General features: G+C 59.6%; 20 protein-coding genes and 3 pseudogenes. 17 read left to right on the top strand and 6 right to left on the bottom strand.

The window, feature by feature from the left end; genetic code table 11:
* Nucleotides 1-3 precede the first annotated feature (3 nt).
* Nucleotides 4-1653 carry an acyl-CoA dehydrogenase family protein gene (locus tag AC1D2R_RS26450; protein WP_477972012.1) on the bottom strand — a complete coding sequence of 550 codons (1650 nt, stop codon included), beginning with the start codon at nucleotides 1651-1653 and terminating at the stop codon, nucleotides 4-6.
* 181 nt (nucleotides 1654-1834) lie between these two features.
* On the opposite strand from AC1D2R_RS26450, the gene AC1D2R_RS26445 reads away from it, so the two are divergent.
* From AC1D2R_RS26445 to rpmG, 11 genes and pseudogenes are all read left to right on the top strand, one after another.
* A complete protein-coding gene (locus tag AC1D2R_RS26445) occupies nucleotides 1835-2791 on the top strand; it encodes an aspartate carbamoyltransferase catalytic subunit (RefSeq protein WP_477972010.1) in 957 nt (318 codons plus the stop codon).
* Nucleotides 2788-4077, top strand: a complete 1290-nt coding sequence (locus AC1D2R_RS26440; protein WP_477972008.1) for a dihydroorotase — start codon at nucleotides 2788-2790, stop codon at nucleotides 4075-4077. The genes AC1D2R_RS26445 and AC1D2R_RS26440 overlap by 4 nt, the downstream gene beginning before the upstream one ends.
* Nucleotides 4078-4121: 44 nt before the next feature.
* A complete protein-coding gene (plsY, locus tag AC1D2R_RS26435) occupies nucleotides 4122-4742 on the top strand; it encodes a glycerol-3-phosphate 1-O-acyltransferase PlsY (protein WP_477972006.1) in 621 nt (206 codons plus the stop codon).
* A 32-nt stretch (nucleotides 4743-4774) separates the two neighbouring features.
* Nucleotides 4775-4858: pseudogene (locus tag AC1D2R_RS26430) on the top strand (hypothetical protein); the annotation flags it as partial.
* The gene (locus AC1D2R_RS26425; RefSeq protein ID WP_477972004.1) at nucleotides 4832-5044 is read left to right on the top strand and encodes a DprA-like winged helix domain-containing protein; all 213 of its coding nucleotides are present in this window, start codon (nucleotides 4832-4834) and stop codon (nucleotides 5042-5044) included. The pseudogene AC1D2R_RS26430 and the gene AC1D2R_RS26425, both read left to right, overlap by 27 nt.
* Before the next feature lie 117 nt (nucleotides 5045-5161).
* Nucleotides 5162-5353 (top strand): annotated as a pseudogene (locus AC1D2R_RS26420) (IS481 family transposase); the annotation flags it as partial.
* Nucleotides 5354-5856: 503 nt separating this feature from the next.
* Entirely contained in the window at nucleotides 5857-8508 is a 2652-nt protein-coding gene (gene topA, locus AC1D2R_RS26415) for a type I DNA topoisomerase (RefSeq protein ID WP_477972002.1), read from the top strand.
* Nucleotides 8505-10877: a ribonuclease R gene (gene rnr / locus AC1D2R_RS26410; RefSeq protein ID WP_477972000.1), complete on the top strand. Its 2373-nt coding sequence runs from the start codon at nucleotides 8505-8507 to the stop codon at nucleotides 10875-10877. The genes topA and rnr overlap by 4 nt, the downstream gene beginning before the upstream one ends.
* A gap of 33 nt (nucleotides 10878-10910) precedes the next feature.
* On the top strand, nucleotides 10911-11363 hold the full coding sequence (locus AC1D2R_RS26405) for a DUF983 domain-containing protein (protein ID WP_477971998.1): 453 nt from the start codon (nucleotides 10911-10913) through the stop codon (nucleotides 11361-11363).
* A 267-nt stretch (nucleotides 11364-11630) separates the two neighbouring features.
* On the top strand, nucleotides 11631-12815 hold the full coding sequence (locus AC1D2R_RS26400) for an MFS transporter (RefSeq protein ID WP_477971996.1): 1185 nt from the start codon (nucleotides 11631-11633) through the stop codon (nucleotides 12813-12815).
* Between the two features lie 93 nt (nucleotides 12816-12908).
* Entirely contained in the window at nucleotides 12909-13076 is a 168-nt protein-coding gene (rpmG, locus tag AC1D2R_RS26395) for a 50S ribosomal protein L33 (RefSeq protein ID WP_003547442.1), read from the top strand.
* A gap of 735 nt (nucleotides 13077-13811) precedes the next feature.
* On the opposite strand, the gene AC1D2R_RS26390 is transcribed toward rpmG, so the two are convergent.
* Together AC1D2R_RS26390 and AC1D2R_RS26385 are read right to left on the bottom strand one after the other, a co-directional pair.
* Entirely contained in the window at nucleotides 13812-15179 is a 1368-nt protein-coding gene (locus tag AC1D2R_RS26390; protein WP_477971994.1) for a PleD family two-component system response regulator, read from the bottom strand.
* An 18-nt stretch (nucleotides 15180-15197) separates the two neighbouring features.
* Nucleotides 15198-15569 (bottom strand): response regulator, encoded by a 372-nt coding sequence (locus AC1D2R_RS26385; protein WP_003547430.1) that lies wholly within the window; start codon nucleotides 15567-15569, stop codon nucleotides 15198-15200.
* 132 nt (nucleotides 15570-15701) lie between these two features.
* Here AC1D2R_RS26385 and AC1D2R_RS26380 point away from each other — a divergent pair, with 132 nt between their 5' ends.
* The 4 genes from AC1D2R_RS26380 to AC1D2R_RS26365 all read left to right on the top strand — a co-directional run bounded on the left by AC1D2R_RS26380 (nucleotide 15702) and on the right by AC1D2R_RS26365 (nucleotide 19412).
* Nucleotides 15702-16010, top strand: coding sequence for a DUF3572 domain-containing protein (locus AC1D2R_RS26380; protein WP_477971992.1), 309 nt, complete (start codon nucleotides 15702-15704; stop codon nucleotides 16008-16010).
* Between the two features lie 2 nt (nucleotides 16011-16012).
* On the top strand, nucleotides 16013-16684 hold the full coding sequence (locus AC1D2R_RS26375; RefSeq protein ID WP_477971990.1) for a hypothetical protein: 672 nt from the start codon (nucleotides 16013-16015) through the stop codon (nucleotides 16682-16684).
* Between the two features lie 109 nt (nucleotides 16685-16793).
* On the top strand, nucleotides 16794-18083 hold the full coding sequence (locus AC1D2R_RS26370) for a DNA polymerase IV (RefSeq protein WP_477971988.1): 1290 nt from the start codon (nucleotides 16794-16796) through the stop codon (nucleotides 18081-18083).
* A gap of 93 nt (nucleotides 18084-18176) precedes the next feature.
* A complete protein-coding gene (locus AC1D2R_RS26365) occupies nucleotides 18177-19412 on the top strand; it encodes a L,D-transpeptidase family protein (RefSeq protein ID WP_477971987.1) in 1236 nt (411 codons plus the stop codon).
* Between the two features lie 3 nt (nucleotides 19413-19415).
* On the opposite strand, the gene dnaE is transcribed toward AC1D2R_RS26365, so the two are convergent.
* Complete coding sequence (gene dnaE / locus AC1D2R_RS26360) at nucleotides 19416-22907, bottom strand: DNA polymerase III subunit alpha (protein WP_477971985.1); 3492 nt, start codon at nucleotides 22905-22907, stop codon at nucleotides 19416-19418.
* Nucleotides 22908-23211: 304 nt separating this feature from the next.
* On the opposite strand from dnaE, the gene AC1D2R_RS26355 reads away from it, so the two are divergent.
* The gene (locus tag AC1D2R_RS26355; protein WP_477971983.1) at nucleotides 23212-23793 is read left to right on the top strand and encodes a hypothetical protein; all 582 of its coding nucleotides are present in this window, start codon (nucleotides 23212-23214) and stop codon (nucleotides 23791-23793) included.
* Between the two features lie 26 nt (nucleotides 23794-23819).
* Nucleotides 23820-24268, top strand: a pseudogene (locus AC1D2R_RS26350) (DUF5680 domain-containing protein).
* Between the two features lie 15 nt (nucleotides 24269-24283).
* Here AC1D2R_RS26350 and AC1D2R_RS26345 read toward each other — a convergent pair.
* Together AC1D2R_RS26345 and AC1D2R_RS26340 are read right to left on the bottom strand one after the other, a co-directional pair.
* Nucleotides 24284-24967: an ABC transporter ATP-binding protein gene (locus tag AC1D2R_RS26345; protein WP_037063453.1), complete on the bottom strand. Its 684-nt coding sequence runs from the start codon at nucleotides 24965-24967 to the stop codon at nucleotides 24284-24286.
* A 14-nt stretch (nucleotides 24968-24981) separates the two neighbouring features.
* Nucleotides 24982-26289 (bottom strand): lipoprotein-releasing ABC transporter permease subunit, encoded by a 1308-nt coding sequence (locus tag AC1D2R_RS26340; RefSeq protein ID WP_477971981.1) that lies wholly within the window; start codon nucleotides 26287-26289, stop codon nucleotides 24982-24984.
* Nucleotides 26290-26295: the final 6 nt, after the last annotated feature.

Here is a 26295-nt window from a genome sequence, read left to right as displayed (position 1 = left end):
GGATTAGCTCGCAGGCGGATAGAGCAGATCGACGATGTAGCTGGCGTCGAAGCGGGAATCGAGCATGCCGTATGTGGCGCGCCAACCGCCTGCAAGGCGGGTTTCGATGAAGGCGTCGGCGATCCGCCCTGCCCCCAGCCTGTAGAGCTCCGCGGCACCTGCCGCGAGCGCAAGCTGTTCGACCAGAAGACGGGCAGCGCCCTCGTCCCGTTCGCAGAGCGCCATCGCCGCGCGCAATACATCGATGGTCTTCTTGCCCGCTGGCCCGAGATCGCGCGCAAGACCGGCGAAAACGGTTTCGAAAAGATCCTTGCCGCGGTTCAGGATGCGCAGGACATCAAGAGCCATCACGTTGCCAGAGCCTTCCCATATCGCGTTGACCGGAGCCTCGCGGTAGTTGCGGGCGATCGGGCGTTCCTCGATGTAGCCGCTGCCGCCTATGCATTCCATCGCCTCGTAGATCAGCGCGGGCGCGATCTTGCAGCACCAGTACTTGGCAACCGGCGTCATGACGCGGGCGTAAGCGGCTTCCTCCGCGCTGCCGCGCGCTTTGTCGAATGCATCGGCAAGGCGGAACGAAAGTGCCGTCGCAGCAGCGACGTCGAGTGCCATGTCGGCGAGGACACGCGTCATGATCGGCTGGTTGACCAGCATCTTGCCGAAGACGCTGCGGCCGCGGGTGTGATGTACGGCCTCTGCCAGCGAAGCACGCATGATGCCCGACGAGGCGAGTGCGCAATCGAGGCGCGTCAGCGTCACCATGTCAAGGATGGTACGGACGCCGGCATCCGGGCCACCGAGCAGGAAGCCGAACGTATCGCTGAATTCGACTTCGGACGAGGCGTTGGACCGGTTACCGACCTTGTCCTTCAGCCGTTGGAACTGCAGGCCGTTCGCCGAGCCATCTTCCAGCAGGCGCGGGACGAGGAAGCAGCCTATGCCTTCCTTCGTCTGGGCCAGCATGACGAAGGCGTCGCTCATTGGCGCAGACATGAACCATTTGTGTCCGGAGAGGCGGTAGATGCCTTCGCTGACCTTTTCGGCAGCCGTTTTGTTGGAGCGGACATCGGTGCCGCCCTGCTTTTCTGTCATGCCCATGCCGATCGTGACGGCTGATTTCTGCATGGCGGGCTTGTTGGTCGAATCGTACTTGCGCGAGAGGATCTTCGGCGCCCAATCCTTTTGCACGCCCGGAGAGGCCGAGAGAGCAGCAACGGAGGCACTGGTCATGGTGAGCGGGCAGAGATGGCCGGATTCGAGCTGCGCCGTCAGATAGAAACGTGCCGCCCTGATCTTGTGGGCCTGATCCTTTGCATCGGGGTCCGCCTGGGGATCCCAGACCGAGGAATGAAGGCCTGATGACATCGAGCGGCGCATCAGCGCGTGCCAGGCAGGATGAAACTCGACAACGTCCAGGCGTTCTCCCCGCGGACCGTGGGTGCGCAGCTGGGGCACTCCCTGGTTTGCCATGCGAGCCAGCTCCTGTGCCTCCGGGGAAGTCACGTAGCGACCCATGTTATCCAGGTCGTCACGGATGCCACGCGGCAGCGAGCCCGTGAGGTCGACGATCAGGGGATCGGACCTGTAGGCATTGATTCCGGACCACAGGCTCGGCTGATTGAGTTCGGCGAGTTTTTCTTCGGCGGGGGTCATGAATCGCTTCTAGTGCAAGAGGCAGGCAAAGGGAAACTGGAAGTTACGATTTCCCGTTGCTCCTCCTTTAGCTGAATTTCCGGAAAATTGCAGGGGGACATGGGCCATTGCCCACAGGGCATGCTTGCCGCGGGCCCGCTCACTCTTTATAGAGCCGCTGACGACAGCAAGAGGCAGGTTCATGGTCTTCTTTCCCCACCGCCACCTCATCGGCATCAAAGGGCTCACAGAGCAGGATATCACCTTTCTTCTCGACAAGGCCGACGAGGCCGTCAAGATCAGTCGACAGCGCGAAAAGAAGACGTCGACCCTGAGAGGTCTGACGCAGATCAACCTCTTCTTCGAAGCCTCGACGCGCACGCAAGCCTCCTTCGAGCTTGCCGGAAAGCGACTTGGCGCCGACGTGATGAACATGTCGGTCGGTAATTCATCGGTCAAAAAAGGCGAGACGCTGATCGACACGGCGATGACGTTGAATGCGATGCGGCCCGACGTGCTGGTGATCCGTCATTCGAGTGCGGGCGCCGCGGCACTGCTTGCGCAGAAAGTCTCCTGCTCTGTGGTCAACGCCGGTGACGGTCAGCACGAGCATCCCACGCAGGCGCTGCTCGACGCCCTCACGATCCGGCGCGCCAGGGGCAAGCTCTCCCGCATCATCGTCGCAATCTGCGGCGACGTTCTGCATTCGCGCGTAGCGCGGTCGAACATTCTTCTCCTGAACGCCATGGGCGCGCGCGTCCGTGTCGTTGCCCCGGCAACACTGCTGCCGGCGGGGATCGCCGACATGGGCGTCGAGGTCTTCCATTCGATGAAGGAGGGCCTGAAGGATGCCGACGTGGTGATGATGCTGAGGCTGCAGCGCGAACGCATGTCCGGCGCCTTCGTGCCATCGGTGCGCGAGTACTTTCACTTCTACGGGCTTGATGCCGAGACGCTGAAGGCGGCGAGAGACGATGCGCTGGTCATGCATCCCGGCCCGATGAACCGTGGGGTGGAAATCGCCTCTGAGGTCGCAGACGGGCCGCAGAGCGTGATCGCAGAGCAGGTTGAGATGGGGGTTGCGGTGCGCATGGCCGTGATGGAGACGCTGCTTGTCTCCCAAAACCAGGGGCCTCGCAGCGAAGGATCCGGCGCATGAGCAACTCGATCGTCTTCCAGAACGTGCGGATCGTCGATCCCTCGCGCAATCTCGATGAAATCGGAACGATCGTCGTCAAGGATGGCATCATCGTTGCCGCAGGCAAGGATGCGCAGAACCAGGGCACGCCCGAGGGCACGACGGTTCGCGATTGCACCGGTCTCGTTGCCGCCCCCGGCCTTGTCGATGCACGGGTTCATATCGGCGAGCCTGGCGCAGAACACCGCGAAACGATCGCTTCGGCCAGCCGCGCGGCAGCGGCCGGGGGTGTCACGTCGATCATCATGATGCCGGATACCGATCCTGTCATCGACGACATCGCGCTGGTGGAGTTCGTCAAGAAGACGGCGAAGGACAAGGCGCTCGTCAATGTCTACCCGGCAGCGGCGATCACCAAGCATCTTGCCGGCGAAGAGATGACCGAGATCGGCATGCTGATGGAAGCCGGCGCGGTGGCGTTCACCGACGGCCGCTCCAGCGTGCACGACACGCAGGTCCTGCGTCGCGTGATGACTTATGCGCGCGAATTCGGCGCGGTGATTTCCTGCGAGACGCGCGACAAATATCTCGGCGCCACCGGCGTCATGCACGAGGGGCTTTTTGCTAGCTGGCTCGGCCTTGGCGGCATCCCGAAGGAAGCCGAGCTTATCCCGCTGGAACGCGACCTTCGGATCGCCAAACTGACGCGCGGCAAATATCACGCTGCGATGATTTCGGTGCCGGAATCGGTCGAGGCAATCGAAGTCGCCAAGAATCGCGGCGCAACGGTCACTTGCGGCATCTCGATCAACAATCTAGCGCTCAACGAGAATGACATCGGCGAGTACCGCACCTTCTTCAAGCTCTACCCGCCGCTTCGCTCGGAGGACGATCGTATGGCGATGGTGGAGGCGCTGGCAAGAGGAGCTATCGACATCATCGTGTCCTCGCACGATCCGCAGGATGTCGACACAAAGCGGCTGCCCTTCGGAGAGGCTGCCGATGGCGCAGTGGGTCTCGAAACAATGCTGGCGGCAGCGCTTCGTCTACATCACGCCGGCCATGTCAGCCTGATGCGTCTCATCGATGCCATGTCGACGCGTCCCGCCCAGATCTTCGGCCTCGAGGCAGGCACGCTGAAGCCGGGCGCGAAGGCGGATATCGCCTTGATCGACCTGGATGAGCCTTGGCTTGTCTCAAAGGACATGCTTCTCTCCCGCTCGAAGAACACGCCCTTCGAAGATGCGCGCTTCAGCGGACGGGCTGTTGCGACCTACGTCGCCGGTCAGTGCGTGCACACCGTATAAAGAAAACCGGATAACAAGAAGACTGGACGAAGCCCGGAGGGGATATGATTTCTGATCTCATGACTTGGCAGATCACTCTGCCGATCGCCTTGATGGCAGCTGCGATTGGCTACCTGCTCGGCTCCATCCCGTTTGGGCTTGTCCTGACGAGGGCGGCCGGGTTGGGCGACGTCCGCAGCATCGGGTCGGGCAATATTGGTGCTACCAATGTACTCAGAACAGGCAACAAGAAGCTTGCCGCCGCGACGCTTCTCTTTGATGCACTGAAGGCGACGGCAGCCGCCTGGATGGTTGGCTATTTCCTTGGTGACGAGGCAGCGCTGCTTGCCGGCTTCTTTGCCTTCATCGGGCACCTCTTTCCGGTCTGGATCGGATTTAAGGGTGGCAAGGGGGTCGCCACCTATATCGGTACGCTGCTTGGCGTAGCTCCGGTCATGGTGCTCGGCTTTGCGCTCGTCTGGCTGGCGATCGCATTCACGACGCGCTACTCGTCGCTATCCGCGCTGGTCGCAATGCTTGTCACTCCGGTTGCATTGTGGATACTGGGCGCCGAGAAGGCTGCAGCGGTCATGGCCGTCATGACGGCGATCTCCTACTGGAAGCATAAGGCTAACATTTCCCGTCTCATCAACGGGACGGAAAGCAAGATCGGGGCGAAGGGATAGGATGATCGCACACTGCGCAAGGCCCAAAAGGGATTGCGCTGACGGAACGGCAACGCATCGCGTGGCAGCGCCTCATTCGCTCCGACAACGTGGGTCCCGCGACCTTTCGCGACCTCTCGCTGCTGCCTCCTGACGAAACAGATCGCGCACCCATCGCGGATGCTCTTGGCCCGACGCCGGTCGAGATCGACGATATCGTCCGACCCACCGGTCTGACGCCCGCCGCCGTCTACCTGGTGCTGCTAAGAGCGTTTCCGCATTTTTTTGAATCGGGTCAGATTCCCGAATCGACATTGTTCTGATTCACTGATGCTGGCTGGATGGAGGCCAGCATCACATGACCGCACCGTTATCCAATGATCTTCGTGAGCGTGTTGTAGCGGCCGTTCTGAACGGCGAAAGTAGTCGTGCAGTTGCTGCCTCGATCGACGGTTTTGTCGATCGAGGAGGAGGCGGTGATCGTTGCCTTCCGGCGTTATACGCTGCTGCCACTCGACGATTGCCTTTACGCGCTGCAGCCGACCATTCCGCATCTGACGCGATCGTCTCTGCATCGTTGTTTGCAACGTCATGGCATTTCCAAGCTTGTCGATGTTGACGGCGACAAACCCGTCCGCATTCATCTGCAAATGTTGGACAAAAGAGCCCGAAAGATTCACACTCGATCCGACCCATCAAATGCCGGGACCAAACAGCTCTAGGACTGGATATTCTGCACCGCCATACGGGTGGGCTCGTGTTGCATAGAAGCATAAGACAACACATGCGTGCAACTCGGCGAGCATCTGCTTGACGAAGGCGATGTTCTCGCGGGAGCCGGATCATCCGGTACCTTTCTTTGCGAACTTAGCCGCCATGAAATAGGCTGTGACTCTAACGAAACGGGCTGCGCGGAGCAGCATGAACTATACCTCAAAAACGATACTGCATAATCAAAAATTGCAATACAGCAATTATCTCTCTTTGGTTGCATCGCGTTGTAATAGGTAAAAATGCGTCCAAACCACTTGACCGAAGCGATTTACCTGTCCATGTCGGAGAACCGGCAACCGTGACACGGCAGGGTCTCTGTCTGCTTATAGGCCGGCCGGCTTCCTTTTTTTAGAGAATCATCATGAATGTTGTAGTGGTGGAATCGCCTGCCAAGGCCAAGACGATCAACAAGTATCTGGGTCCCGGATACAAGGTGCTCGCTTCGTTCGGCCATGTGCGCGATTTGCCAGCCAAGGACGGCTCGGTGCTTCCCGACCAGGATTTCGAAATGCTCTGGGAGGTCGATAGTGCCTCGGCCAAGCGCATGAAGGACATCGCGGATGCGGTGAAGTCTTCCGACGGCCTGTTCCTCGCGACCGACCCGGATCGCGAGGGCGAAGCGATTTCCTGGCACGTCCTTGATATGCTGAACAAGAAGCGCGTTCTAAACGGCAAGACGGTCAAACGCGTGGTCTTCAATGCGATCACCAAAAAGGCTGTGCTCGATGCGATGGCCGATCCGCGCGATATCGACGTGCCACTTGTCGATGCCTATCTGGCGCGGCGCGCACTCGACTACCTCGTCGGCTTCAATCTGTCGCCGGTGCTTTGGCGCAAGCTGCCCGGCGCGCGTTCGGCCGGTCGCGTTCAGTCGGTGGCTCTGCGCCTCGTCTGCGACCGTGAATCGGAAATCGAACGCTTCATCTCTGAAGAATACTGGAACATTTCGGCACTCTTGAAGACGCCGCGCGGCGACGACTTCGAGGCGAAGCTGGTTGCGGCCGGAGGCAAGCGGTTGCAGGCCCGGTCAATTGGAAACGGCGACGAAGCCGGCGCGCTCAAGGCGCTGCTCGAAGGCGCATCCTATATCGTCGATACGGTCGAGGCAAAGCCGGTCAAGCGCAACCCAGGACCACCTTTCACAACCTCCACGCTGCAGCAGGCCGCCTCCTCCAAGCTGGGTTTTTCGGCTTCGCGCACCATGCAGGTCGCCCAGAAACTCTATGAGGGGTTCGACATCGGCGGCGAGACGGTCGGCCTCATCACCTATATGCGTACGGACGGCGTGCAGATGGCGCCTGAGGCGATCGATGCGGCACGCAGTGCCATTGTCGATCAATTCGGCCAACGCTACATGCCTGAGAAGGCGCGATTTTATTCCACCAAAGCAAAGAACGCTCAGGAAGCGCACGAAGCGATTCGTCCGACGGACTTCAACCGTACACCCGACCGGGTGCGCCAGTTCCTCGATGCCGATCAGATAAAGCTCTACGACCTGATCTGGAAGCGCGGCATCGCGAGCCAGATGGCATCTGCCGAAATCGAGCGCACGACAGCCGAGATTACCGCCGACAACAATGGCCAGACGGCCGGTCTGCGCGCTGTCGGTTCGGTTATCCGCTTCGACGGCTTCATCGCCGCCTATACCGATCAGAAGGAAGATGGCGAGCAGAGCGACGACGGCGACGACGATGGCCGCCTGCCGGAGATCAACGCTCGCGAAAACCTCGCCAAGCAGACGATCAACTCGACGCAGCATTTCACCGAACCGCCGCCGCGCTATTCGGAAGCCACGCTGATCAAGAAGATGGAAGAACTCGGCATCGGCCGCCCTTCCACTTATGCGGCGACGCTGGCAACGCTGCGCGACCGCGAATATGTGACCATCGACAAGCGCAAGCTGATCCCGCAGGCCAAGGGCCGCCTTGTGACAGCGTTCCTCGAGAGCTTCTTCACCAAGTACGTGGAGTACGATTTCACCGCAGATCTCGAAGAGAAGCTCGATCGGATTTCGGCCGGCGAACTGAACTGGAAGCAGGTGCTTCGCGATTTCTGGAAGGATTTCTTCTCCCAAATCGAAGACACCAAGGAACTGCGCGTCACTAACGTTCTGGACTCGCTGAATGAATCGTTGGCGCCGCTCGTCTTCCCGAAGCGCGAAGACGGCAGTGATCCGCGCATTTGTCAGGTCTGCGGAACCGGCAACCTCTCACTGAAGCTCGGCAAATACGGCGCCTTTGTCGGCTGCTCGAACTACCCAGAGTGCAATTTCACCCGCCAGCTTTCGTCCGAAGGCGGTGCGGAGGCCGATGGCGGCGCTCTGAACGAACCGAAAAACCTCGGTACAGATCCCGTGACGGGCGAAGAACTGACCCTGCGTTCCGGCCGATTTGGTCCGTACATTCAGCGCGGCGACGGCAAGGAAGCCAAGCGCGCTTCGTTGCCGAAGGGCTGGAAGCCGGAGGATATCGACTATGAAAAGGCGATGGCCCTCATTTTGTTGCCGCGCGACATCGGAAAGCATCCCGAAAGCGGCAAGATGATCTCGTCGGGCATCGGGCGTTATGGACCCTTCCTGCTTCATGATGGTTCCTATGCCAATCTGGAAACAGTCGAGGACGTGTTCTCGATCGGGCTCAACCGCGCCGTGACCGTAATCGCCGACAAGGCAAGCAAGGCACCAGGGGGGCGGCCCGCTGCGGCCGCGCTCAAGGAACTCGGCGACCACCCCGACGGCGGTGCGATCACCGTGCGCGACGGGAAGTACGGCCCGTACGTCAATTGGGGCAAGGTGAATGCGACGCTGCCCAAGGGTACGGATCCGCAGGCACTGACAGCCGAAGAAGCGCTCGTGCTGATTGCGGCAAAGGCCGGCAAAGGAACAGCGGCCAAGGGCAAGGCCAAACCGAAGGCCAAGGCCGCAACGGCTGCATCAAAAACACCGAAGACCGCCGCCAAACCAAAGGCTGCGAAGGCCAAGACGCCTGCTAAAGCGAAGAAGAGCAAAGAGTGAGCAGAACACCACGCGAGAATACCAAGGGCATGGGCAAGCGCCCGGGCAAGGTTGGCCGGGCCCGCAGCGAGCCGGCCATCGCGCCGCTGAATATCGCTCACGGCGCTTTGCCCTCTCGCGAGGTAGTCTTGCGGTTTATTGCCGATCATCCGCAAAAGGCGTCCAAGCGCGAACTTGCCAAGGCGTTTGGGCTCAAGGGTGAAAATCGTGTTGAGCTGAAGCAGTTGCTGCGGGAACTGGAACAGGAAGGCATGCTGCAGAAGACGCGCAAGTCTCTGATCCGCCCGGGCGCGCTACCGCCAGTCACGGTGCTTGACATCACGACCCGCGACAAGGATGGCGAGTTGATCGGCAGGCCGGCGGAATGGCCTGACGAAATGGGCGTGGCGCCAGCGGTCGCCATCCGGCAATCTTCGTCTCCAGCGGGACGCAACGGCAAGGGCAAGGCATCTGTCGCCGGCATGGGCGATCGCATTCTCGCAAAGATCTTTCCGGCCACGGACCGCGGCGGGCCGGCTTATACGGCGCGCATCATCAAGATCCTCGACAAGCGCCGCGGCGCCCTTCTCGGCGTATTCAAGGACGCGCCGGGTGGCGGTGGACGCCTGCTGCCGATCGAACGGCGCGGCGAGGAAATGCTGATCGATCCTGACTACAAGGGCGAAGCCAAGGACGGCGACCTGGTTGAAGTCGAGGTTGCGCGCCTGGGTCGCTTCGGACTGCCACGGGCCAAGGTGCTGTCGATCGTCGGTTCGGTCGCCTCGGAAAAGGCGATTTCGATGATCGCCATCCATGCTCACGGCATTCCCTATATATTCCCGCCCGCAGTCGTTGCCGAAGCTGACGACGCGAAGCAGGCCACCATGTCGCACCGAGAGGATTGGCGCAACCTCCCGTTGATTACCATTGATCCCGCAGATGCCAAGGACCATGACGATGCGGTGTATGCCGAAGCGGATCAGTCGCCCGACAACGCCGACGGCGTCATCGTCACCGTAGCCATTGCCGACGTATCCTACTATGTGCGTCCGAATTTAGCGCTTGACCGCGAGGCGCTGAAGCGCGGCAACTCTGTCTATTTCCCGGACCGCGTCGTACCAATGCTGCCGGAACGGATTTCGAACGACCTCTGCTCGTTAAGAGAAGGGCAGGATCGTCCTGCTCTCGCCGTCCGAATGGTGTTCTCAAAAGAAGGCCGCAAGATCGGCCATACCTTCCACCGCGTCATGATGAAGAGCGCCGCCAAGCTTTCCTACCAGCAGGCACAGGCAGCGATCGACGGCAGGCCCGACGACAAGACCGGCCCCATGGTCGAGCAGATTCTGAAGCCCCTGTGGCACGCCTACAAGGTGATGACCCGCGGGCGTGAGCGTCGTCAGCCACTCGAACTCGATATGCCGGAACGCAAGATCCTGCTGAGGCCCGACGGCACGGTGGATCGCGTCGTCGTGCCGCCGCGGCTCGATGCGCACAAGCTCATCGAAGAGATGATGATCCAGGCGAACGTCTCGGCCGCCGAGACGCTGGAGAAGAAGCGACAAACGCTGATCTATCGCATCCATGACGGCCCGACGCTCGCCAAGCAGGAAGTGCTGCGTGAATTCCTGGCGACGCTCAGCATTACCCTGCCGAAGGGCGGCAATATGCGTGCCAACAATTTCAACGGCATTCTCGCAAAGGCCGCCGACACACCGCATCAGACGATGGTCAACGAGATGGTGCTGCGCTCACAGAGCCAGGCCGTCTACAGCCCGGAGAATATCGGCCACTTCGGGCTGAACCTGATGAAGTACGCGCACTTCACTTCCCCAATCCGCCGCTACGCCGACCTCATCGTGCATCGCGCGCTGGTCGGTTCGCTTGGCTTCGGTGAAGGCGGCATCACGCCTGACGAGGAGGCTGCACTCGACGATATCGCCGCCGAGATCTCCACCTTCGAGCGCCGCGCCATGGCGGCCGAGCGCGAGACCGTGGATCGGCTAATCGCGCATCATCTTGCCGGGCGCGTCGGGGAGGAATTCGAAGGACGCGTAGGAGGTGTGACGAAATCGGGACTATTTGTCGCCCTTCCGGAGTATGGAGCGGACGGCTTCGTTCCTATATCTACTCTTGGAACGGACTACTTCATCTATGATGAAGCGCATCAGGCGTTGTCTGGCGAGAAGACCGGTCTCGGTTATCGCCTGGGGGACAGCGTTACGGTGAAACTTGCGGAAGCCATCCCGCTCGCTGGTGCGCTTCGTTTCGAGATGATCAGCGAGGGGCGTAAGATGCCGACCGCTGTGCGTTCTTTCCACAAGTCCGGCCGGCGTGACGCAAATGCGGCGCGCAAGAAGGCCGGAACCAGGCCGCCGCGAGGGCGGCGATAGGCGTGTAGGGACGCCAGAAAAGGAAGCGCGACCATGACCACCACCTCAAGCGACCAGGCCATCCGTTTCGACGATCTTGAGGAGGTGAAGCGCCCGCTCTGGCAATCGATCAAGCGCGGCCTTCTCTGCCGCTGCCCTGCATGCGGCAGCGGCAAGCTCTTCAAGAGCTTCCTGAAGCCCGTGGACAATTGCGCGGCCTGTGGCGAAGCGATGCATCACCACCGCTCGGACGACCTTCCACCTTACCTGACGATCGTGGTTGTCGGCCACGTCATCATCGGCGGCTACATGATGACCGATATGGTCTGGCCGATGCCGCTTTGGCTTACCTTCACGATATGGACGCCGATCACCCTGCTCGCCACACTGCTGGTCATCCAACCGATCAAGGGTGGCGTCATCGGACTACAATGGGCGATGAAAATGCATGGCTTCAGCGGACGTAGCAGCGACGACGAGTACGAGATCCCGGGCCGCCGCCGCTAGGCAGTCCTCAGGCTTTCACCATCACGACACATTTCGCGTGTAGTGGGCTACGCTCCAATACGCTGCGGTCAGCGCGCCGAAGCAAGAACTCCGATGCGGTCCATGGTAGGCTTTGTTGTCTGTACCTGTCCAAAATCATTCAGGTTATTGCCGCCGGCGCCTTTCATCTTGTAAAGGACACCCGTCACTTGGATTTGGCACGCCAGTGCCACTCCAAGGGCGTGGTGGCGCGCGATTTTCCGCAGCAAGTCTCTAAGGGATGGGTATATGTCTCAGCCGCGAAACGGCACACCAGGCGATGTCGAGGAAATCCATTGGCCCTCACTGGTGGCAGCCGTCTCGTCCATTTCAGCGGTCGGCATAGCGATCGGCCTTGGGCTTCCCCTTCTCAGCATCATTCTCGAAAAGCGCGGTATCCCATCCACGCTCATCGGCCTGAATACGGCGATGGCAGGGATTGCTGCGATGGTTGCCGCACCAATCACGACGAAGCTGGCGCACCGCTACGGTGTCGCGCAGACGATGATCTGGGCGGTGGTGATTTCGGCGCTGAGCGCAATCAGTTTCTACTATGCCCAAGACTTCTGGATGTGGTTTCCGCTACGTTTCGCCTTCCATGGCGCAACGACGACACTTTTTATCCTCTCGGAGTTCTGGATCAACGCCACCTCGCCTCCCTCGAAGCGCGGATTCGTGCTCGGAATCTATGCGACGGTGCTGTCTCTGGGCTTTGCGGCCGGACCGCTTCTCTTTTCGATACTCGGCAGCGATGGATTATTTCCCTTTGCGGTCGGCGCCTCCGCGATCCTCGTCGCCGCGATCCCGATCTACATCGCCCGTTATGAGAGCCCAGTCCTTGAGGAAAAGCCGGAGCTGCATTTCATGCGCTACGTCTTTCTTGTCCCGAGCGCAACGGCGGCAGTCTTCATCTTCGGAGCCGTCGAGGCGGGCGGGCTGGCACTTTTTCCGATCTACGCGGTACGCGCGTCTTTCACCGAAACGCAGGCGGCGCTCCTCCTGACGGTCATGGGCGTCGGCAACATGATCTTTCAGATCCCCGTCGGGTTGCTCTCCGATCGCATGAGGGACAAGCGACCCCTGCTTGCGGCAATGGCATTCATGGGCTTGATCGGCTCGCTGATGCTGCCGTTGCTTGTGCACAGCTGGATCATGATGGCCACCGTGCTGCTCTTCTGGGGCGGCTGCGTCGCCGGGCTGTACACGGTCGGCCTCAGCCACCTCGGCTCGCGGTTGACCGGATCCGATCTTGCAGCCGCCAACGCGGCATTCGTCTTCTGTTATGCCGTCGGCACAGTGGCTGGCCCGCAGGTCATCGGCGCGGCCATCGACGTCGCCGGAAACAACGGCTTTGCCTGGGCAATAGCCGGCTTCTTCGGCCTTTATGCCCTGCTTTCGTCCATAAGACTGCTTTTCATTCGAAAGCGGGCTTGACTTTTCGGGCTAGATTCGTAGTTTCGCGCCAGAATTTGCCGTGGAGCCTATCCGGACTTCCACGGCTTTCATTTTATTAAAGGCAGGACGACCATGGCCAAGGCTACAACAATCAAGATCAAGCTGCTGTCGACAGCCGACACCGGTTTCTTCTACGTCACGACGAAGAACAGCCGCACGATGACGGACAAGATGACGAAGACAAAGTATGACCCGGTTGCTAAGAAGCATGTCGAGTTCAAGGAAACCAAGATCAAGTAATCGCTTGATCTGTTAGGTTCTTCCAAAGGCGCGCGCCACCCGGCTGCGCGCTTTTTTGTGTTCCGGAAATCCGTCCGGTTTGTGCAGGAACCACAAACAGAAACGCCGCCCTGCCCGGTTCTACGGACAGGACGGCGTTTTCATGAAAGGGGGTCGACCGGCAAGCAACGCGGCACGAGGAACCGCTAGTGTTGCATACCAGCCGACCGACCCCACGACCCAGGAGATGCGGCGGACCTGAGCATCATGGGGTATCTTTGCGCCACCTGAAGGCAGCGTGCTTCTCTTATGAGCCGATAATTTGCGCGAAAACGAAAGAAAATCAACAAATTCTTAATGGTTAGAATTCCGAGGTTGATTTTATGGTTAAAAGTCCAGCTTTGGAACGCTGTCGTGTATATCCAATCGTCTTTCACGGCCAGAATAGCTGTCGCGGCGACAAAGGAATACAAAATATAGCCCAATAGTATTATTGCTATCCTGCTTCTGCTTAAGCTCGACAATCATCCAGATAGAGGAAAGCTACCAGAAGAGGCAATTTAGCGTCATATTTTTTGCTGATCTAGCGGCGTCCTGTGCTTTGAGAGCCACCTCCCAAGTGGGTTGCATCAGCCATCACCTCGAGAGCTACTTGGCTGTATTCCAAACGTTCGCATTGCAGGTTGGAGCAGAATATCCGTCATGTTTCTGTGGACGACGGAGGAGACGCGGCGGTTCTCCTGCAAAAAACGAGCATCAGGCAGCAGCGACCACGCGATTGCGTCCTGCATTCTTCGCTTCATAAAGCGCGAGATCGGCCCGCTTCATCAGATGTCCGGGCGTGACGATGGACGGCGTGCGCGACGAAATGCCGAAAGACGCGGTGACGTTGAGCTCCTGCCCGGACGACTTCACCAGGAAGGGTGCGGTTTCGATCACTGCTCGCAACCGCTCGGCGACTGTTGCAGCGACGTCGGGCGTGGTGTCGGGCATGACGACGACGAATTCTTCGCCACCAAACCGGCAGGCAAGATCGGCGCCCCGCACGGTGGAGCGCACGCGGTTTGCAAACTCCCTCAGGATGTCATCACCGGCATCGTGGCCGTACGTATCATTGATCTGCTTGAAGCGGTCTATATCGGCAATGAGCACAGAGAGCGGACGCCCGCGTGCCATCGAGCGGCTGAAGAGCGTGTTGATATGATTGTCGAGATAGCGGCGGTTGCTGAGACCCGTCAGCGGATCGGTCACAGCCAGTTCGATCGTCTGCTGTACGCTGGCGCGCAGGCGATCGTTGTAGTGCTTGCGCCGCATCTGCGTGAGGCTGCGCGCCACGAGCTCATTGGGGTCGACCGGCCTTACGATATAATCGTTCACGCCAAGATCGAGCGCCCGCACGACCATCTCGTCGTGGCCCTGTTCGGTGATAATAAGGATAGGCAGAAAGCGAGTACGCTCCAGCGACCGAAGTTGCGAGCACAAGCGCAAGGGGTCGTAGTCTTCAAGATTGGCATTGACGATCACCAGATCGAAGGTATTCTCGGAGGCCTCAAAGATCGCCGCCTGCGCATCAGAGATCGCGAAGACGTCAGCGATCGGCTTCAGCGCCTTTATCAGGCGTTCCTGTGAATTGGCGCGGCCGTCGACCAGCATCACCTGACCGCTCTCCTCGCCCCGTGCATCGACACGCAACAACTCATCGATCCCCATCGTCTGCGCGGTCTGCGCGCGTATCCGCAGCTCGTCGCTCAGCGTCTTGAGACGCAGCAGGCTCTTGACGCGGGCTATCAATTGAAGATCGTTGACCGGTTTCGTCAGGAAGTCGTCTGCGCCGGCCTTCAGACCGCGCACGCGGTCGGCGGGCTGGTCAAGCGCCGTCACCATCACGACGGGAATATGCGAGGTTTTGGGGCTGGACTTCAGCCGCTCGCAAACTTCGAATCCATCCATGCCCGGCATCATGACGTCGAGCAGAATGAGATCGACCTGATTTCTGTCGCAAATCGCCAGAGCTTGATAACCATCCGCGGCCGTCATCACGTCGAAATATTCGGCAATGAGCCGAGCTTCGAGCAGCTTCACGTTCGCCGGGATATCATCAACGACCAGGATTCGCGCGGTCATAGGCTTCTTTCCGATCTATCAGGCATCGCCCAAGTACGTCTTGATCGTCTCAATAAATTTGGGAACGGATATCGGCTTTGACACATAGGCTTCACAGCCGCCTTGCCGGATCCGTTCCTCATCACCCTTCATCGCAAAAGCCGTCACCGCGATCACCGGGATGACGTGCAGCTCATCGTCTTCCTTCAACCATTTTGTGACCTCGAGGCCAGAGACTTCAGGCAACTGAATGTCCATGAGGATCAGATCCGGGCGATGTTTGCGTGCGAGATCCAACGCCTCCATGCCGTTGCGCGTCTGGATCGTCGTGTAGCCGGACGCCTCGATGAGGTCGCGAAAGAGCTTCATGTTGAGCTCGTTATCCTCTACAATCATCACCTGTTTGGGCATGACATGCTGTCCTACGTCCGTTCTGGAAACCGTTCAGCCGCACAAGAAAGACATGCGACCGCACGGACCCATGAAACCGATAGCCACATGCTATCCGTATTTGGTTGAAAAATAGGTAATTTCCCGCAAGAAATGCAGAGCAACTTCAAGAACTCCAAGCAACTCGCCGCCGATCCGCAACAGACCGCCATCGCGGTTCTCGCATGGCTTGCCAATGAGCCGGATTTGTTCGGACGTTTCCTCGCCTTGACAGGGGTAGAACCCTCGCAAGTGCGCAACGCAATCAACGATCCGGGCTTCTTGTCCGGGATGATGGACTTTCTGATGAACCACGAGCCGACAGCCCTGGCGTTTTGCGAGGCAACGGGTATAGCGCCAGAAGCGCTCAACGCCGCGTGGCTGCACTTTTCGCCGCCAGGGCTTGGATCAGGGGAGTATTGAATTTGGACATTGTCACCGATCCCCACCAGGTGCGCCTCGGCGACCGACCACTGGTGGTGTGCGACATCGACGAGGTCGTTCTGGAGTTTCTGTCGCCCTTCACGGAATTTCTGCGGTCGCACAACTACGACCTCCTTCCCCGATCCTTTCGGCTTCACGGCAATATCGTTTCGCTGCTCGACGGCAGTGAAATGGACAAGGAGCAAGTCTATGTTTTCGAAGATGCGTTCTTCGCGAACCAGCATCTTTGGCAGAGGCCAGCGGAGAAAGCGGTGGAAACGCTGCATGCGCTTTCCGACGACGCCGACGTTGTCTTTCTGACTGCGATGCCGCCCCGGCACCACGGCGTCCGCCGGAAACTTCTCGACCAGTTCGACCTCGCCTTCGACATGATCGCGTCCGAAGAGCCCAAGGGACCGATCGTCGCCAAGCTGCACGATCGCAGAAACGTGCCTGTCGCGTTTGTCGACGATATCCAACGCAATCTCCTTTCCGTGGCTGATCACGTGCCGGAATGCCTGCTCGTTACGATGATGGCCAATGCGGACTTCAAACCCTTCGCGCCACCGCCGATCGGAGCGATTTTGGCTGCGGCCGGTTGGGAGCATACCGGCAAGATTCTGCGCCAACACTTTGCGACTGCCACATCGAACGACATCAGCTCGGTCGCTTAGACGGCGGCCTCCGCGCCTCCGCGGATAGGCACCGCAAAATCACAAGCACGCCCTTGAGACTCAAAAGCTTAGAGGGTAATGTCGCGACGTTCAACCTTTGTTCTCGCTTATGACACCTGCGCTCGCCAAGACACCCGGCTTCTGTCGCGACTGCCTTGCCGAGCAGAAGGCGAAAACGCGTCGTTGCGCGGCGTGCGGCAGCCCTCGTCTGGCTTGGCACCAGGAGCTCTACGAGCTAACGCTGGCGCATATCGATTGTGACGCCTTCTATGCCGCAGTCGAGAAGCGCGACAATCCCGATCTTGCAGACAAGCCGGTGATCATCGGCGGGGGGAAGCGCGGTGTGGTCTCTACCGCCTGCTACATCGCCCGTATCCATGGCGTCCACTCGGCCATGCCTATGTTCAAGGCATTGGAGGCCTGCCCACAGGCGATCGTCATTCGGCCGGACATGGAGAAGTACGTGAAGGTCGGGCGCGAGGTTCGCACCATGATGCAGGAGCTGACGCCGCTTGTGCAGCCGCTTTCAATCGATGAAGCTTTCCTGGAGCTCGGCGGTACCGAGCGACTGCACCATGATCCCCCGGCCAGAACGCTCGCGAAATTCGCGCGTCGTGTGGAGCAGGAGATCGGGATCACCGTTTCTGTCGGGCTCTCCTACTGCAAATTCCTTGCGAAAGTCGCCTCCGACCTGCAGAAGCCGCGAGGCTTTTCCGTAATCGGCCGTGAGGAAGCCGTCTCCTTTCTCGCGCCACGGCCCGTCACGGCGATCTGGGGCGTCGGCAAGGCATTCGCGGCAACGCTTGCGGCCGACGGTATCCGCACCATCGGCCAATTGCAGGCGATGGAGGAAACTGACCTGATGCGCCGTTATGGCAGCATGGGGCAGCGGCTCGCCCGGCTTTCACGCGGGATGGATGACCGAGAGGTTCACCTAAACGATCCGGCAAAGAGCGTGTCTGCCGAAACGACATTCTTCGACGATATCTCCCGCCACGCGGATCTCGTGCCGATCCTGCGAAGCCTTTCCGAAAAAGTCTCCTGGCGGCTGAAGAAAAGCGGTATCGCCGGCCACACCGTGGTCCTGAAGATGAAGACGGCCGACTTCAAGTCGCGAACGCGAAACAGGAAACTGGAGGACCCGACCCAGCTTGCTGACAGGATCTTCCGCACCGGTATCGATCTTCTGGAAAAGGAAACAGACGGCACCAAGTTTCGTCTGATCGGCATCGGCGTCACCGATCTCTGCGATCCGGCGCGGGCCGATCCGCCCGATCTCGTCGATGCGGACCAGGGGCGCCGTGCCGCTGTCGAGGCGGCAATGGACAAGCTGCGCGACAAGTTCGGCAAGGGTACGGTCGAGACCGGTTACACGTTCGGCGGCAAGCGCGATCACTAATATGTGAGACAGCCTCGCCATCGGCTATTTCAAGTTTTCCTTAAGCTTCCCCGATTACGCTTGCCTGCAGGTATTGCGTATTGGTTGGTTACAATGTTCTCGCGTCTTGTATTCGGCCTCGGCTTGCTGTCGGCCACCGCACTCGTACACCCCGTGCTCGCCGCGGATGCACGCACGCTGCAGATCTTCGTATCGAAGGACAAGCAGTCGCTTGCCGTCTATGACGGCTCAGAGGTGATCGCCACGTCGAAGGTTTCGACCGGAAAGCCGGGCCATGGGACACCCAGCGGTATCTTTTCGGTGATCGAGAAGCAGAAGTATCATGAATCCAACCTTTATTCGGCGGCGCCGATGCCGTTCATGCAGCGGCTGACCTGGTCAGGCATTGCCCTCCACGAGTCGAATTCCGTTCCACACTATCCAGCCTCGCACGGATGCGTGCGGATCCCCGGCGCATTCGCAAAACAGCTCTACAGGATGACCGACATGGGTGTTCCTGTCATCATAACCGATGCGGAGGTGACACCAAGATCGATCGAGCATCCGGTGCTTTTTCATCCTGACGCGCCTGCGCCTGCGCCGCTGCTTTCTGACGCCGCGCTTCGGCCGGCCATCCGACAGTTGCCGGTCCAGGTGGCGATGAACGAAGTCGCGATGCCCACAAACAAGGTGCAGTCGGTCGTGGCGCCCGTCAACGCCGAGCCGATCCGGATCCTGATCACGCGCCGCACCCAGCACGACGCGATCATCGATCTGCAGGCCTATCTCAACGAACTCGGCTTTTCCGCCGGCGATCCCGACGGGTTTCTCGGGCCGGCTTCGGTTCAGGCGATCAGCGACTTCAAGGTCCAACATCCTCTTGATTCCGGCGCCGACAAGTCACTAATGAGTGATGCGCTATTGCGCGCCGTCTACGCTGCGGCAGGCAAGGGTGAGCCACCAAACGGCGTGATCATGGTCCGTCAGGGATTCAAGCCTGTCTTCAAGGCCCCTGTCACGATCGCCAATCCGAGCCTGGCACTCGGTACGCATTTCCTGACAGCACATAATGTCGACCTCGAAAACGGTACAGCGGACTGGCTGGGCGTCACGCTTGCCAACACGCTTTCCAGTCAGACGATGAAGCGATATGGCATTAGCAAACTTGAAAGCTCGATCATCAGCGGCACGCCGATCTCAAATGCCTTGAGCCGGATCGACATGCCCGACGAGACACGGCGGAAGATAGACGCCATGCTGACGCCTGGATCGACGATGACGATCTCCGACACCGGCCTCGGACACGAGACCGGCGAAGGCACCGACTTCATCACGGTCACCCAGCGCTGAGCGTCACACGAGCTCCACGTCGATGACGCCGGGTGCGGCGCGAAGGGCGGCGGCGATTTCCGGCGTGATGCGGTACTTCTGCGGTAGTTCGACCTCGACCTCGCGCTTGCCTTCTTCCTTGATGACGATAAAGGAAACGAGCCCATCGCCCTTGGCATTGAGGTGAGCTGCGACGGCGCGCAAAGGTCCTGAATCGCGTACATAGACACGCAGTGCCTTCTGCATCTGCAGCGACTTCTCCTCCAGAGACTGGATCGTCTGAATTCTGAGACCGATGCCTTCCGGGCGCTCCTCGCCCGTTGCGGTAATCACAAAGGATTTCCCGGATTCGAGCATGTCGCGATATTGATTGAGCATTTCGGAGAAGAGCACGGCTTCGAACTGGCCCGATGAATCGGAGAAAACGATGATCCCCATCTTGTTGCCGGTGCGGGTCTTGCGCTCCTGCTTGGAAATCACGGTTCCGGCGAGACGCGCGTTCGTTGCCCCCTGTTTCACCGCCGCCGAGAAGTCCGAGAAAGTTTGCACACGCATCTTCTGAAGGACGCTGTTGTATGAATCGAGCGGGTGGGCGGTGAGGTAGAAGCCTAGAACCTGGAATTCCTTGAGCAGCCTCTCGGAGGCGAGCCACGGCGAAAACGGCGGCAGCGAGATCTTTTCGGGGCCGGACGACAGAGCGCTGCCGAAGATATCCGACTGACCGCTCAGCTTGTTTTCCTGAGCACGCTGCGCATAGCCAAGGACACGGTCGAGACCGGCCGCAAGTTGCGCCCGATCGAGACCGAAGCAATCGAAGCCGCCGGCATAAATGAGGCTTTCCAGCACGCGACGGTTCACCTGACGGGGGTCGATGCGCAGGCAGAAATCCTCAAGGCTGGCAAACGGCGTATCGCCGCGAACCGAGACAATATGCTCGACCGCCGACTCGCCGACGCCCTTTAGCGCCGCCAGGGCGTAGTAGATGCGATCTTCGCCGGTTTGGAAATGGCGGAACGACGTCTGCACCGATGGGGCAATGACCTCGATGCCGAGGCGCTTGGAATCCTGTCGGAAATCGTTGACCTTTTCGGTGTTCGACATATCGAGCGTCATGGAGGCGGCGAGGAACTCCACGGGATAATGCGCCTTCATGTAGGCCGTCTGATAGGAAACGATGGCGTAGGCGGCGGCGTGCGACTTGTTGAAACCGTAGTTTGCGAACTTCGCCAGCAGTTCGAAGATGTTGTCAGCCTGCGGCTTCGAAACGCCATTCCTGATGGCGCCGTCAACGAAGCGCTCGCGCTGCTGATCCATCTCCGCTTTGATCTTCTTACCCATGGCGCGGCGCAGAAGGTCGGCTTCGCCGAGCGAATAGCCGGACAGGACCTGGGCGATCTGCATCACCTGTTCCTGATAAACGATGACGCCCTGTGTTTCCTTGAGCAGATAGTCGATGGTCGGATGAATCGACTCGATCTCCTCCTCGCCGTGCTTGCGCGCGTTGTAGGTCGGAATATTCTCCATCGGCCCCGGACGATAGAGCGCGACCAGGGCAATGATATCCTCGATGCAGTCGGGCTTCATGCCGATCAGCGCCTTGCGCATGCCGGCGCTTTCAACCTGGAACACGCCGACCGTTTCGCCACGCGACAGCATTTCGTAAGTTTTCTTGTCGTCGAGCGGGATCGCGGCAAGGTCGACGCTGATGCCGCGTTTGGCGACGAAATCGACCGCAACCTTCAAAACGGTCAGCGTCTTCAGGCCGAGAAAGTCGAACTTCACCAGACCTGCCTGCTCGACCCATTTCATGTTGAACTGGGTTACCGGCATGTCGGACCGCGGATCGCGGTACATGGGCACGAGCTTCGACAGCGGGCGGTCACCGATAACAATGCCGGCGGCATGGGTCGAGGCGTGGCGATAGAGTCCCTCGATCTTCTGGGCGATATCGAGTAGGCGCGCGACGACGGGCTCCTTCGAGGCCTCTTCCCGCAGCTTCGGCTCCTCCTCGATCGCCTTTGAGAGTGGCGTCGGATTGGCCGGATTGTTCGGGACGAGCTTGCAGATCTTGTCGACCTGCCCGTAGGGCATCTCGAGCACGCGGCCCACGTCGCGCAACGCCGCGCGGGCCTGCAGCGAACCGAAGGTGATGATCTGGGCCACCTGCTCGCGGCCGTACTTCTGCTGGACGTAACGGATCACCTCTTCGCGGCGATCCTGGCAGAAATCGATATCGAAGTCCGGCATCGAAACTCGCTCCGGATTGAGGAAACGTTCGAAGAGAAGGGAGAAGCGCAGTGGATCGACGTCGGTGATCGTCAAAGCATAGGCGACAAGCGATCCCGCACCCGAACCACGCCCCGGACCGACGGGGATATCATGCTGCTTCGCCCACTTGATGAAGTCAGCAACGATCAGGAAGTAGCCGGGGAACTTCATGCGCTCGATGACGCTCAACTCGAATTCAAGGCGTTCCCGGTAGTCTTTCTCTTCGTAGCCCGCCGACATGCCCAGCGTTTCAAGGCGCTTGTCCAGCCCCTCGACCGCCTGCCGGCGAAGTTCAAGTGCCTCCTCGCGCTCCGCCTCCTCCGGATCGGCGGTCGCGCCAGTAAAGCGCGGCAGGATGGGTTTGCGGGTCTTCAGGACGAAGGAGCATCGACGCGCAATCTCGAGCGTGTTTTCCAGAGCCTCGGGCAAATCGGCAAACAGCTTCACCATCTCGGCGCGGCTTTTCAGATAATGGTCCGGCGTCAGGCGGAAGCGGCTGTCGTCCGAGACGATCGCATTGTGAGCCACCGCCATCAGCGCGTCATGAGCGTCGTAGTCGTCGCGCGTGGGGAAGAAAGCCTCATTGGTCGCGACCAGCGGAAGATCATGCTCGTAGGCAAGCCCGATCACCCGCTGTTCATGACGCTTGTCATAGGTGCCGTGGCGCTGGAGCTCGACATAGAGCCTGTCGCCGAAATGCCGCTTCAATGACAGCAACCGCGCCTCGGCCTGGGCGCCGTGGCCATCCCTGAGCGCCATGTCGATCGGCCCGGTCGATGCGCCTGTCAGCACAATCAGCCCTTCTGTTCCGATCTCATCCAGCCAAGACGAGCGAATATGCACCGATTGTCCGCCGCCCTCGCCGCCCAGATAAGCCCGGCTGACAAGATCCACGAGCCGCTCGTAGCCGGCGTCCGTCGCCGACAGCAGCACGATCGACGGCAGTTTCACAAGCACCTGTTGGCCGCCGCGCCGATCCGTTTCGAGGCCGTCTTCCATATCGATGGAGACCTGACAGCCGATGATCGGCTGCAGACCATCGTCCATCGCCTTCTGTGCAAACTCCAAGGCGACGAAAAGGTTGTTGGTGTCGGTGATGGCAATCGCCGGCTGGCTGTCGCCTGATGCCTTATAGAGGATCTTCTTCAGCGGCAGCGCACCCTCAAGAAGCGAATAGGCCGAATGGACGCGCAGATGAACGAACCCCGGCGTTCCGCCGATGAAACCGTCCTGCTCCATACCCGCCATAACATGCCCTTCCAATCGCCCGAATGAATCGGGAGCATTGTCGGCTTTGTCAGCGATGGTGTCCAGAAGAAGTCCTGCAATCGGACCGCATGGCAGCCATGCGGTCCCCTGAATTCTACATTGCCATGCAGATCAGCGAGAAGCTGGCAACGAACATTGCGATGGAGGTGAATGCTGCGATATCACGGATCATATCAGTCATTTGGCTCTCCTGTGCTCTTATGTTCTTAGTTTGTTCTGATCCTGTTCTGTTGTCAACAGGAATCTTTTCGGCTCTTCTGGCGAAGTTGGAACGGAGAGAACCATGATTAAATTTGTCCTAACAGCCGTACTCAGCGCTGCTTCCGTTTCCGCCGCGGCCGAGCAGATCGATCCGGGCAAGATCATTGGCGGAGCGACGGGGGATTGGAATCACGATGGGGAGGCAGACCTCGCACTTCTGGTAGCGCCGCCGGCGCAAGGGGACGATATCGGCATCTATATTTATCTGAGGGACAAGGACCACGCGCTGCTGACGCTGGCGACACAGGCGCTTGGCAAGGTCTGGGGCAATGGAACCCTGGACGGCATGTTCGGTCAGGACCCGTCGATCGAGCCTTTGCCAAGCGGATCGCTGGCCGTGCACTCGCAGAATTCCGGGATCGGCCGCGATCGCTGGGAACAGACATTGACCCTCGCCTATCGTAACGAGCAGTTCGTCGTCGCGGGATATACGTTCAGCCACTATGACACGCTGGATACCAACGATACCGGCGCCTGCGATTACAACGTGCTGACGGGCAAAGTTACCAGGGATGGCAATGCTTCGAAAATTGATGCCAAGGCGATCTCCATCGCGGAGTGGGACGACGAAGTCGGGCAGAAAGCCTGCGGGCGTACCGATTGAGTTAAACGGCAGCCCGAGGAGTGCTCATGAATATCGAGGAGCGAGATTCGTTCATCGCTGAATCAAAGTCGCAGGCCTACGTTGCGGGCGGTGTCAGGCAAGCGTACAGCCGGACCGGTTCACGTCATCTGCTATAGGCGCGATCCCCGGCGCTATCGATAGCTATTTCGCCGGGACTGAGTTTTCCGGGCAAGAGGTCGTGTGGCTGGAGGAAGAGCCGGTTTGGATGATGAACCATTTCGGCCGGATCGTCCTACCAGAGCTGATCGATTCCTGCAGTGGGCACACCGTCATCACGGCGCGAATGTACGCTCAACATGGCCGCTTCCTGGGCGGGATGGAGTTCAGCCATCTGCTCGGACGGTATACCGATCGCAGCGACGGCGATTGCACACATTTTAGCGGCCCCGAGTTTATCGAGGTCGACGGAAAGGCGTATGAACTCGACTATCGGGGCGGCTTGATCATTCCCTGAGCGATGTCAAACGCCTTAGAAATCCACGACCTTGCCATCGGCGATCGTCACGCGACGATCCATGCGGCGTGCCAGCTCGTGATTGTGCGTCGCAATCAGTGCCGCAAGACCGGACTGACGCACCAGCGCTTCCAGTGCTTCGAAGACGTAGCTTGCCGTTTCCGGATCGAGGTTGCCTGTCGGCTCGTCGGCGAGCAGCAGGCTGGGCGCATTGGCGACGGCGCGGGCGATCGCCACACGCTGCTGCTCACCACCGGAAAGCTCGCCGGGGCGATGCGCACCGCGATGACCGATCCGCATATAGTCCAGCAGTTGCGCGGCCCGTTCCTTTGCCTCGCCGCGCGGCAAACCGGCGATCATCTGAGGCATCATGATATTTTCAATGGCCGAAAACTCTGGCAGCAGATGATGGAACTGGTAGACGAAGCCGATTTCGCCGCGACGGATCGCCGTGCGTTTGTCGTCGGACAGGCCGTTGCACGGGTGGCCGTTGATGCTGACCTCCCCGGCGTCGGGATGTTCCAGCAGACCGGCAAGATGCAGCAACGTCGACTTTCCCGTGCCGGACGGAGCGACGAGCGCGACAATCTCGCCGCTGTTCAGCGTGAAATCGGCTCCCTTGAGGATCGAGAGCACGGTCTCTCCCTGACCGTACTGGCGCTCGACGCCGGAAAGTTTGAGAACAGTATTCCGCTTCATGAAATGAGCATTCCTTATTCGTAGCGCAGGGCCTGGACAGGATCGAGTCTTGAGGCGCGCCAAGCCGGGAAAATCGTTGCGATGAAGGAGAGCGTCAGCGCCATGACCACCACCGAGATCGTTTCGCCGAGATTCATTTCAGCCGGCAACTGGCTGAGGAAGTAGAGCTGCGGGTCGAAAAGAACGGTTCCCGAGATCCAGGAGAAGAACTCCCGGATCTTTTCGATGTTGACGCACACGACGACGCCGAGCAGCACGCCTGCCAGCGTCCCGACGATGCCGATCGCTGCGCCGGTCATGAAGAAGATACGCATGATGGCCCCGGAACTCGCGCCCATTGTGCGCAGGATGGCTATATCGCTGCCCTTGTCCTTCACCAGCATTATCAGACCGGAAATGATGTTCAGCGCAGCTACGAGGACGATCAGCGTCAGGATCATGAACATGACGTTGCGCTCGACCTGAAGAGCCGAGAAAAAGGTCTGGTTGCGCTGGCGCCAATCGGTCACCGCAATCTGCCTTCCCGCCGCCGCTTCGACCTTGGGGCGCAGAGCATCGATGTCATCAGGATTGTCAACGAACAGCTCTATGGATTGAACCAGCCCTTCGGCGTTGAAATAGAGCTGGGCTTCCTCGAGCGGCATATAGATGATGGTCGCATCATATTCCGACATACCGATCTCGAAGATGCCGGAGACTTTGTAGGATTTGACGCGCGGGTTGATGCCCATCGGCGTTACGTCACCTTCAGGTGATATCAGGGTAATGTTGTCGCCGGCCTGAAGCCCCAGCTGGTCGGCCATGCGCGAGCCGATCAGAACGCCCTGCGCGGCCGCGAAGCCAACGAGATCGCCCGACTTGATATTATCCGAGACGGTTTTCACCTTCGATAGGTCTTCAGGACGGATACCGCGGACCAGCGCGCCCGTGCCAGCGCCACCTGCCCCTGACGCCAGCGTCTGGCCTTCGACAAGCGGCAACGCCAGCTTGATGCCGGGGACCGCGGCAAACCGGTCGGTCAGGGAAGCATAATCCGTGAACGGCCCATCCACAGGCTGCACGATCATGTGACCGTTAATGCCCAGAATACGGGAAATCAGCTCCGTTCGAAAGCCGTTCATGACGGCCATGACGATGATGAGGGTCGCAACGCCAAGCATGATCCCGATAAAGGAAAAGCCGGCAATTACCGATATGAACGCCTCCTTGCGGCGCGCACGCAGATAGCGCCAGGCCACAAGTCGCTCGAAGGCGGAAAATGGCCGGCTGGCCGGAGCCGAGCCGGATTCAGAACCCCGCCGGCTCACCGCTGCGTCTGCCATTTCGCC

Source organism: Rhizobium sp. P1_C7 (assembly GCF_056406295.1).
The sequence above is the reverse complement of the archived record's forward strand: the minus strand, read 5'-3'. Positions and strand labels throughout refer to the sequence as shown.

Excerpts from the sequence above, each read along its gene's own strand:
- AC1D2R_RS26400 (WP_477971996.1), top strand. The coding sequence starts at position 11,631 with ATGTCTCAGCCGCGAAACGGCACACCAGGCGATGTCGAGGAAATCCAT.
- plsY (WP_477972006.1), top strand. The coding sequence starts at position 4,122 with ATGATTTCTGATCTCATGACTTGGCAGATCACTCTGCCGATCGCCTTG.
- rpmG (WP_003547442.1), top strand. The coding sequence starts at position 12,909 with ATGGCCAAGGCTACAACAATCAAGATCAAGCTGCTGTCGACAGCCGAC.
- AC1D2R_RS26340 (WP_477971981.1), bottom strand. The coding sequence starts at position 26,289 with ATGGCAGACGCAGCGGTGAGCCGGCGGGGTTCTGAATCCGGCTCGGCT.
- AC1D2R_RS26345 (WP_037063453.1), bottom strand. The coding sequence starts at position 24,967 with ATGAAGCGGAATACTGTTCTCAAACTTTCCGGCGTCGAGCGCCAGTAC.
- AC1D2R_RS26370 (WP_477971988.1), top strand. The coding sequence starts at position 16,794 with ATGACACCTGCGCTCGCCAAGACACCCGGCTTCTGTCGCGACTGCCTT.
- AC1D2R_RS26440 (WP_477972008.1), top strand. The coding sequence starts at position 2,788 with ATGAGCAACTCGATCGTCTTCCAGAACGTGCGGATCGTCGATCCCTCG.
- AC1D2R_RS26380 (WP_477971992.1), top strand. The coding sequence starts at position 15,702 with ATGCAGAGCAACTTCAAGAACTCCAAGCAACTCGCCGCCGATCCGCAA.
- AC1D2R_RS26385 (WP_003547430.1), bottom strand. The coding sequence starts at position 15,569 with ATGCCCAAACAGGTGATGATTGTAGAGGATAACGAGCTCAACATGAAG.
- AC1D2R_RS26405 (WP_477971998.1), top strand. The coding sequence starts at position 10,911 with ATGACCACCACCTCAAGCGACCAGGCCATCCGTTTCGACGATCTTGAG.
- AC1D2R_RS26365 (WP_477971987.1), top strand. The coding sequence starts at position 18,177 with ATGTTCTCGCGTCTTGTATTCGGCCTCGGCTTGCTGTCGGCCACCGCA.
- AC1D2R_RS26390 (WP_477971994.1), bottom strand. The coding sequence starts at position 15,179 with ATGACCGCGCGAATCCTGGTCGTTGATGATATCCCGGCGAACGTGAAG.
- AC1D2R_RS26445 (WP_477972010.1), top strand. The coding sequence starts at position 1,835 with ATGGTCTTCTTTCCCCACCGCCACCTCATCGGCATCAAAGGGCTCACA.
- AC1D2R_RS26355 (WP_477971983.1), top strand. The coding sequence starts at position 23,212 with ATGATTAAATTTGTCCTAACAGCCGTACTCAGCGCTGCTTCCGTTTCC.
- dnaE (WP_477971985.1), bottom strand. The coding sequence starts at position 22,907 with ATGGCGGGTATGGAGCAGGACGGTTTCATCGGCGGAACGCCGGGGTTC.
- topA (WP_477972002.1), top strand. The coding sequence starts at position 5,857 with ATGAATGTTGTAGTGGTGGAATCGCCTGCCAAGGCCAAGACGATCAAC.
- AC1D2R_RS26450 (WP_477972012.1), bottom strand. The coding sequence starts at position 1,653 with ATGACCCCCGCCGAAGAAAAACTCGCCGAACTCAATCAGCCGAGCCTG.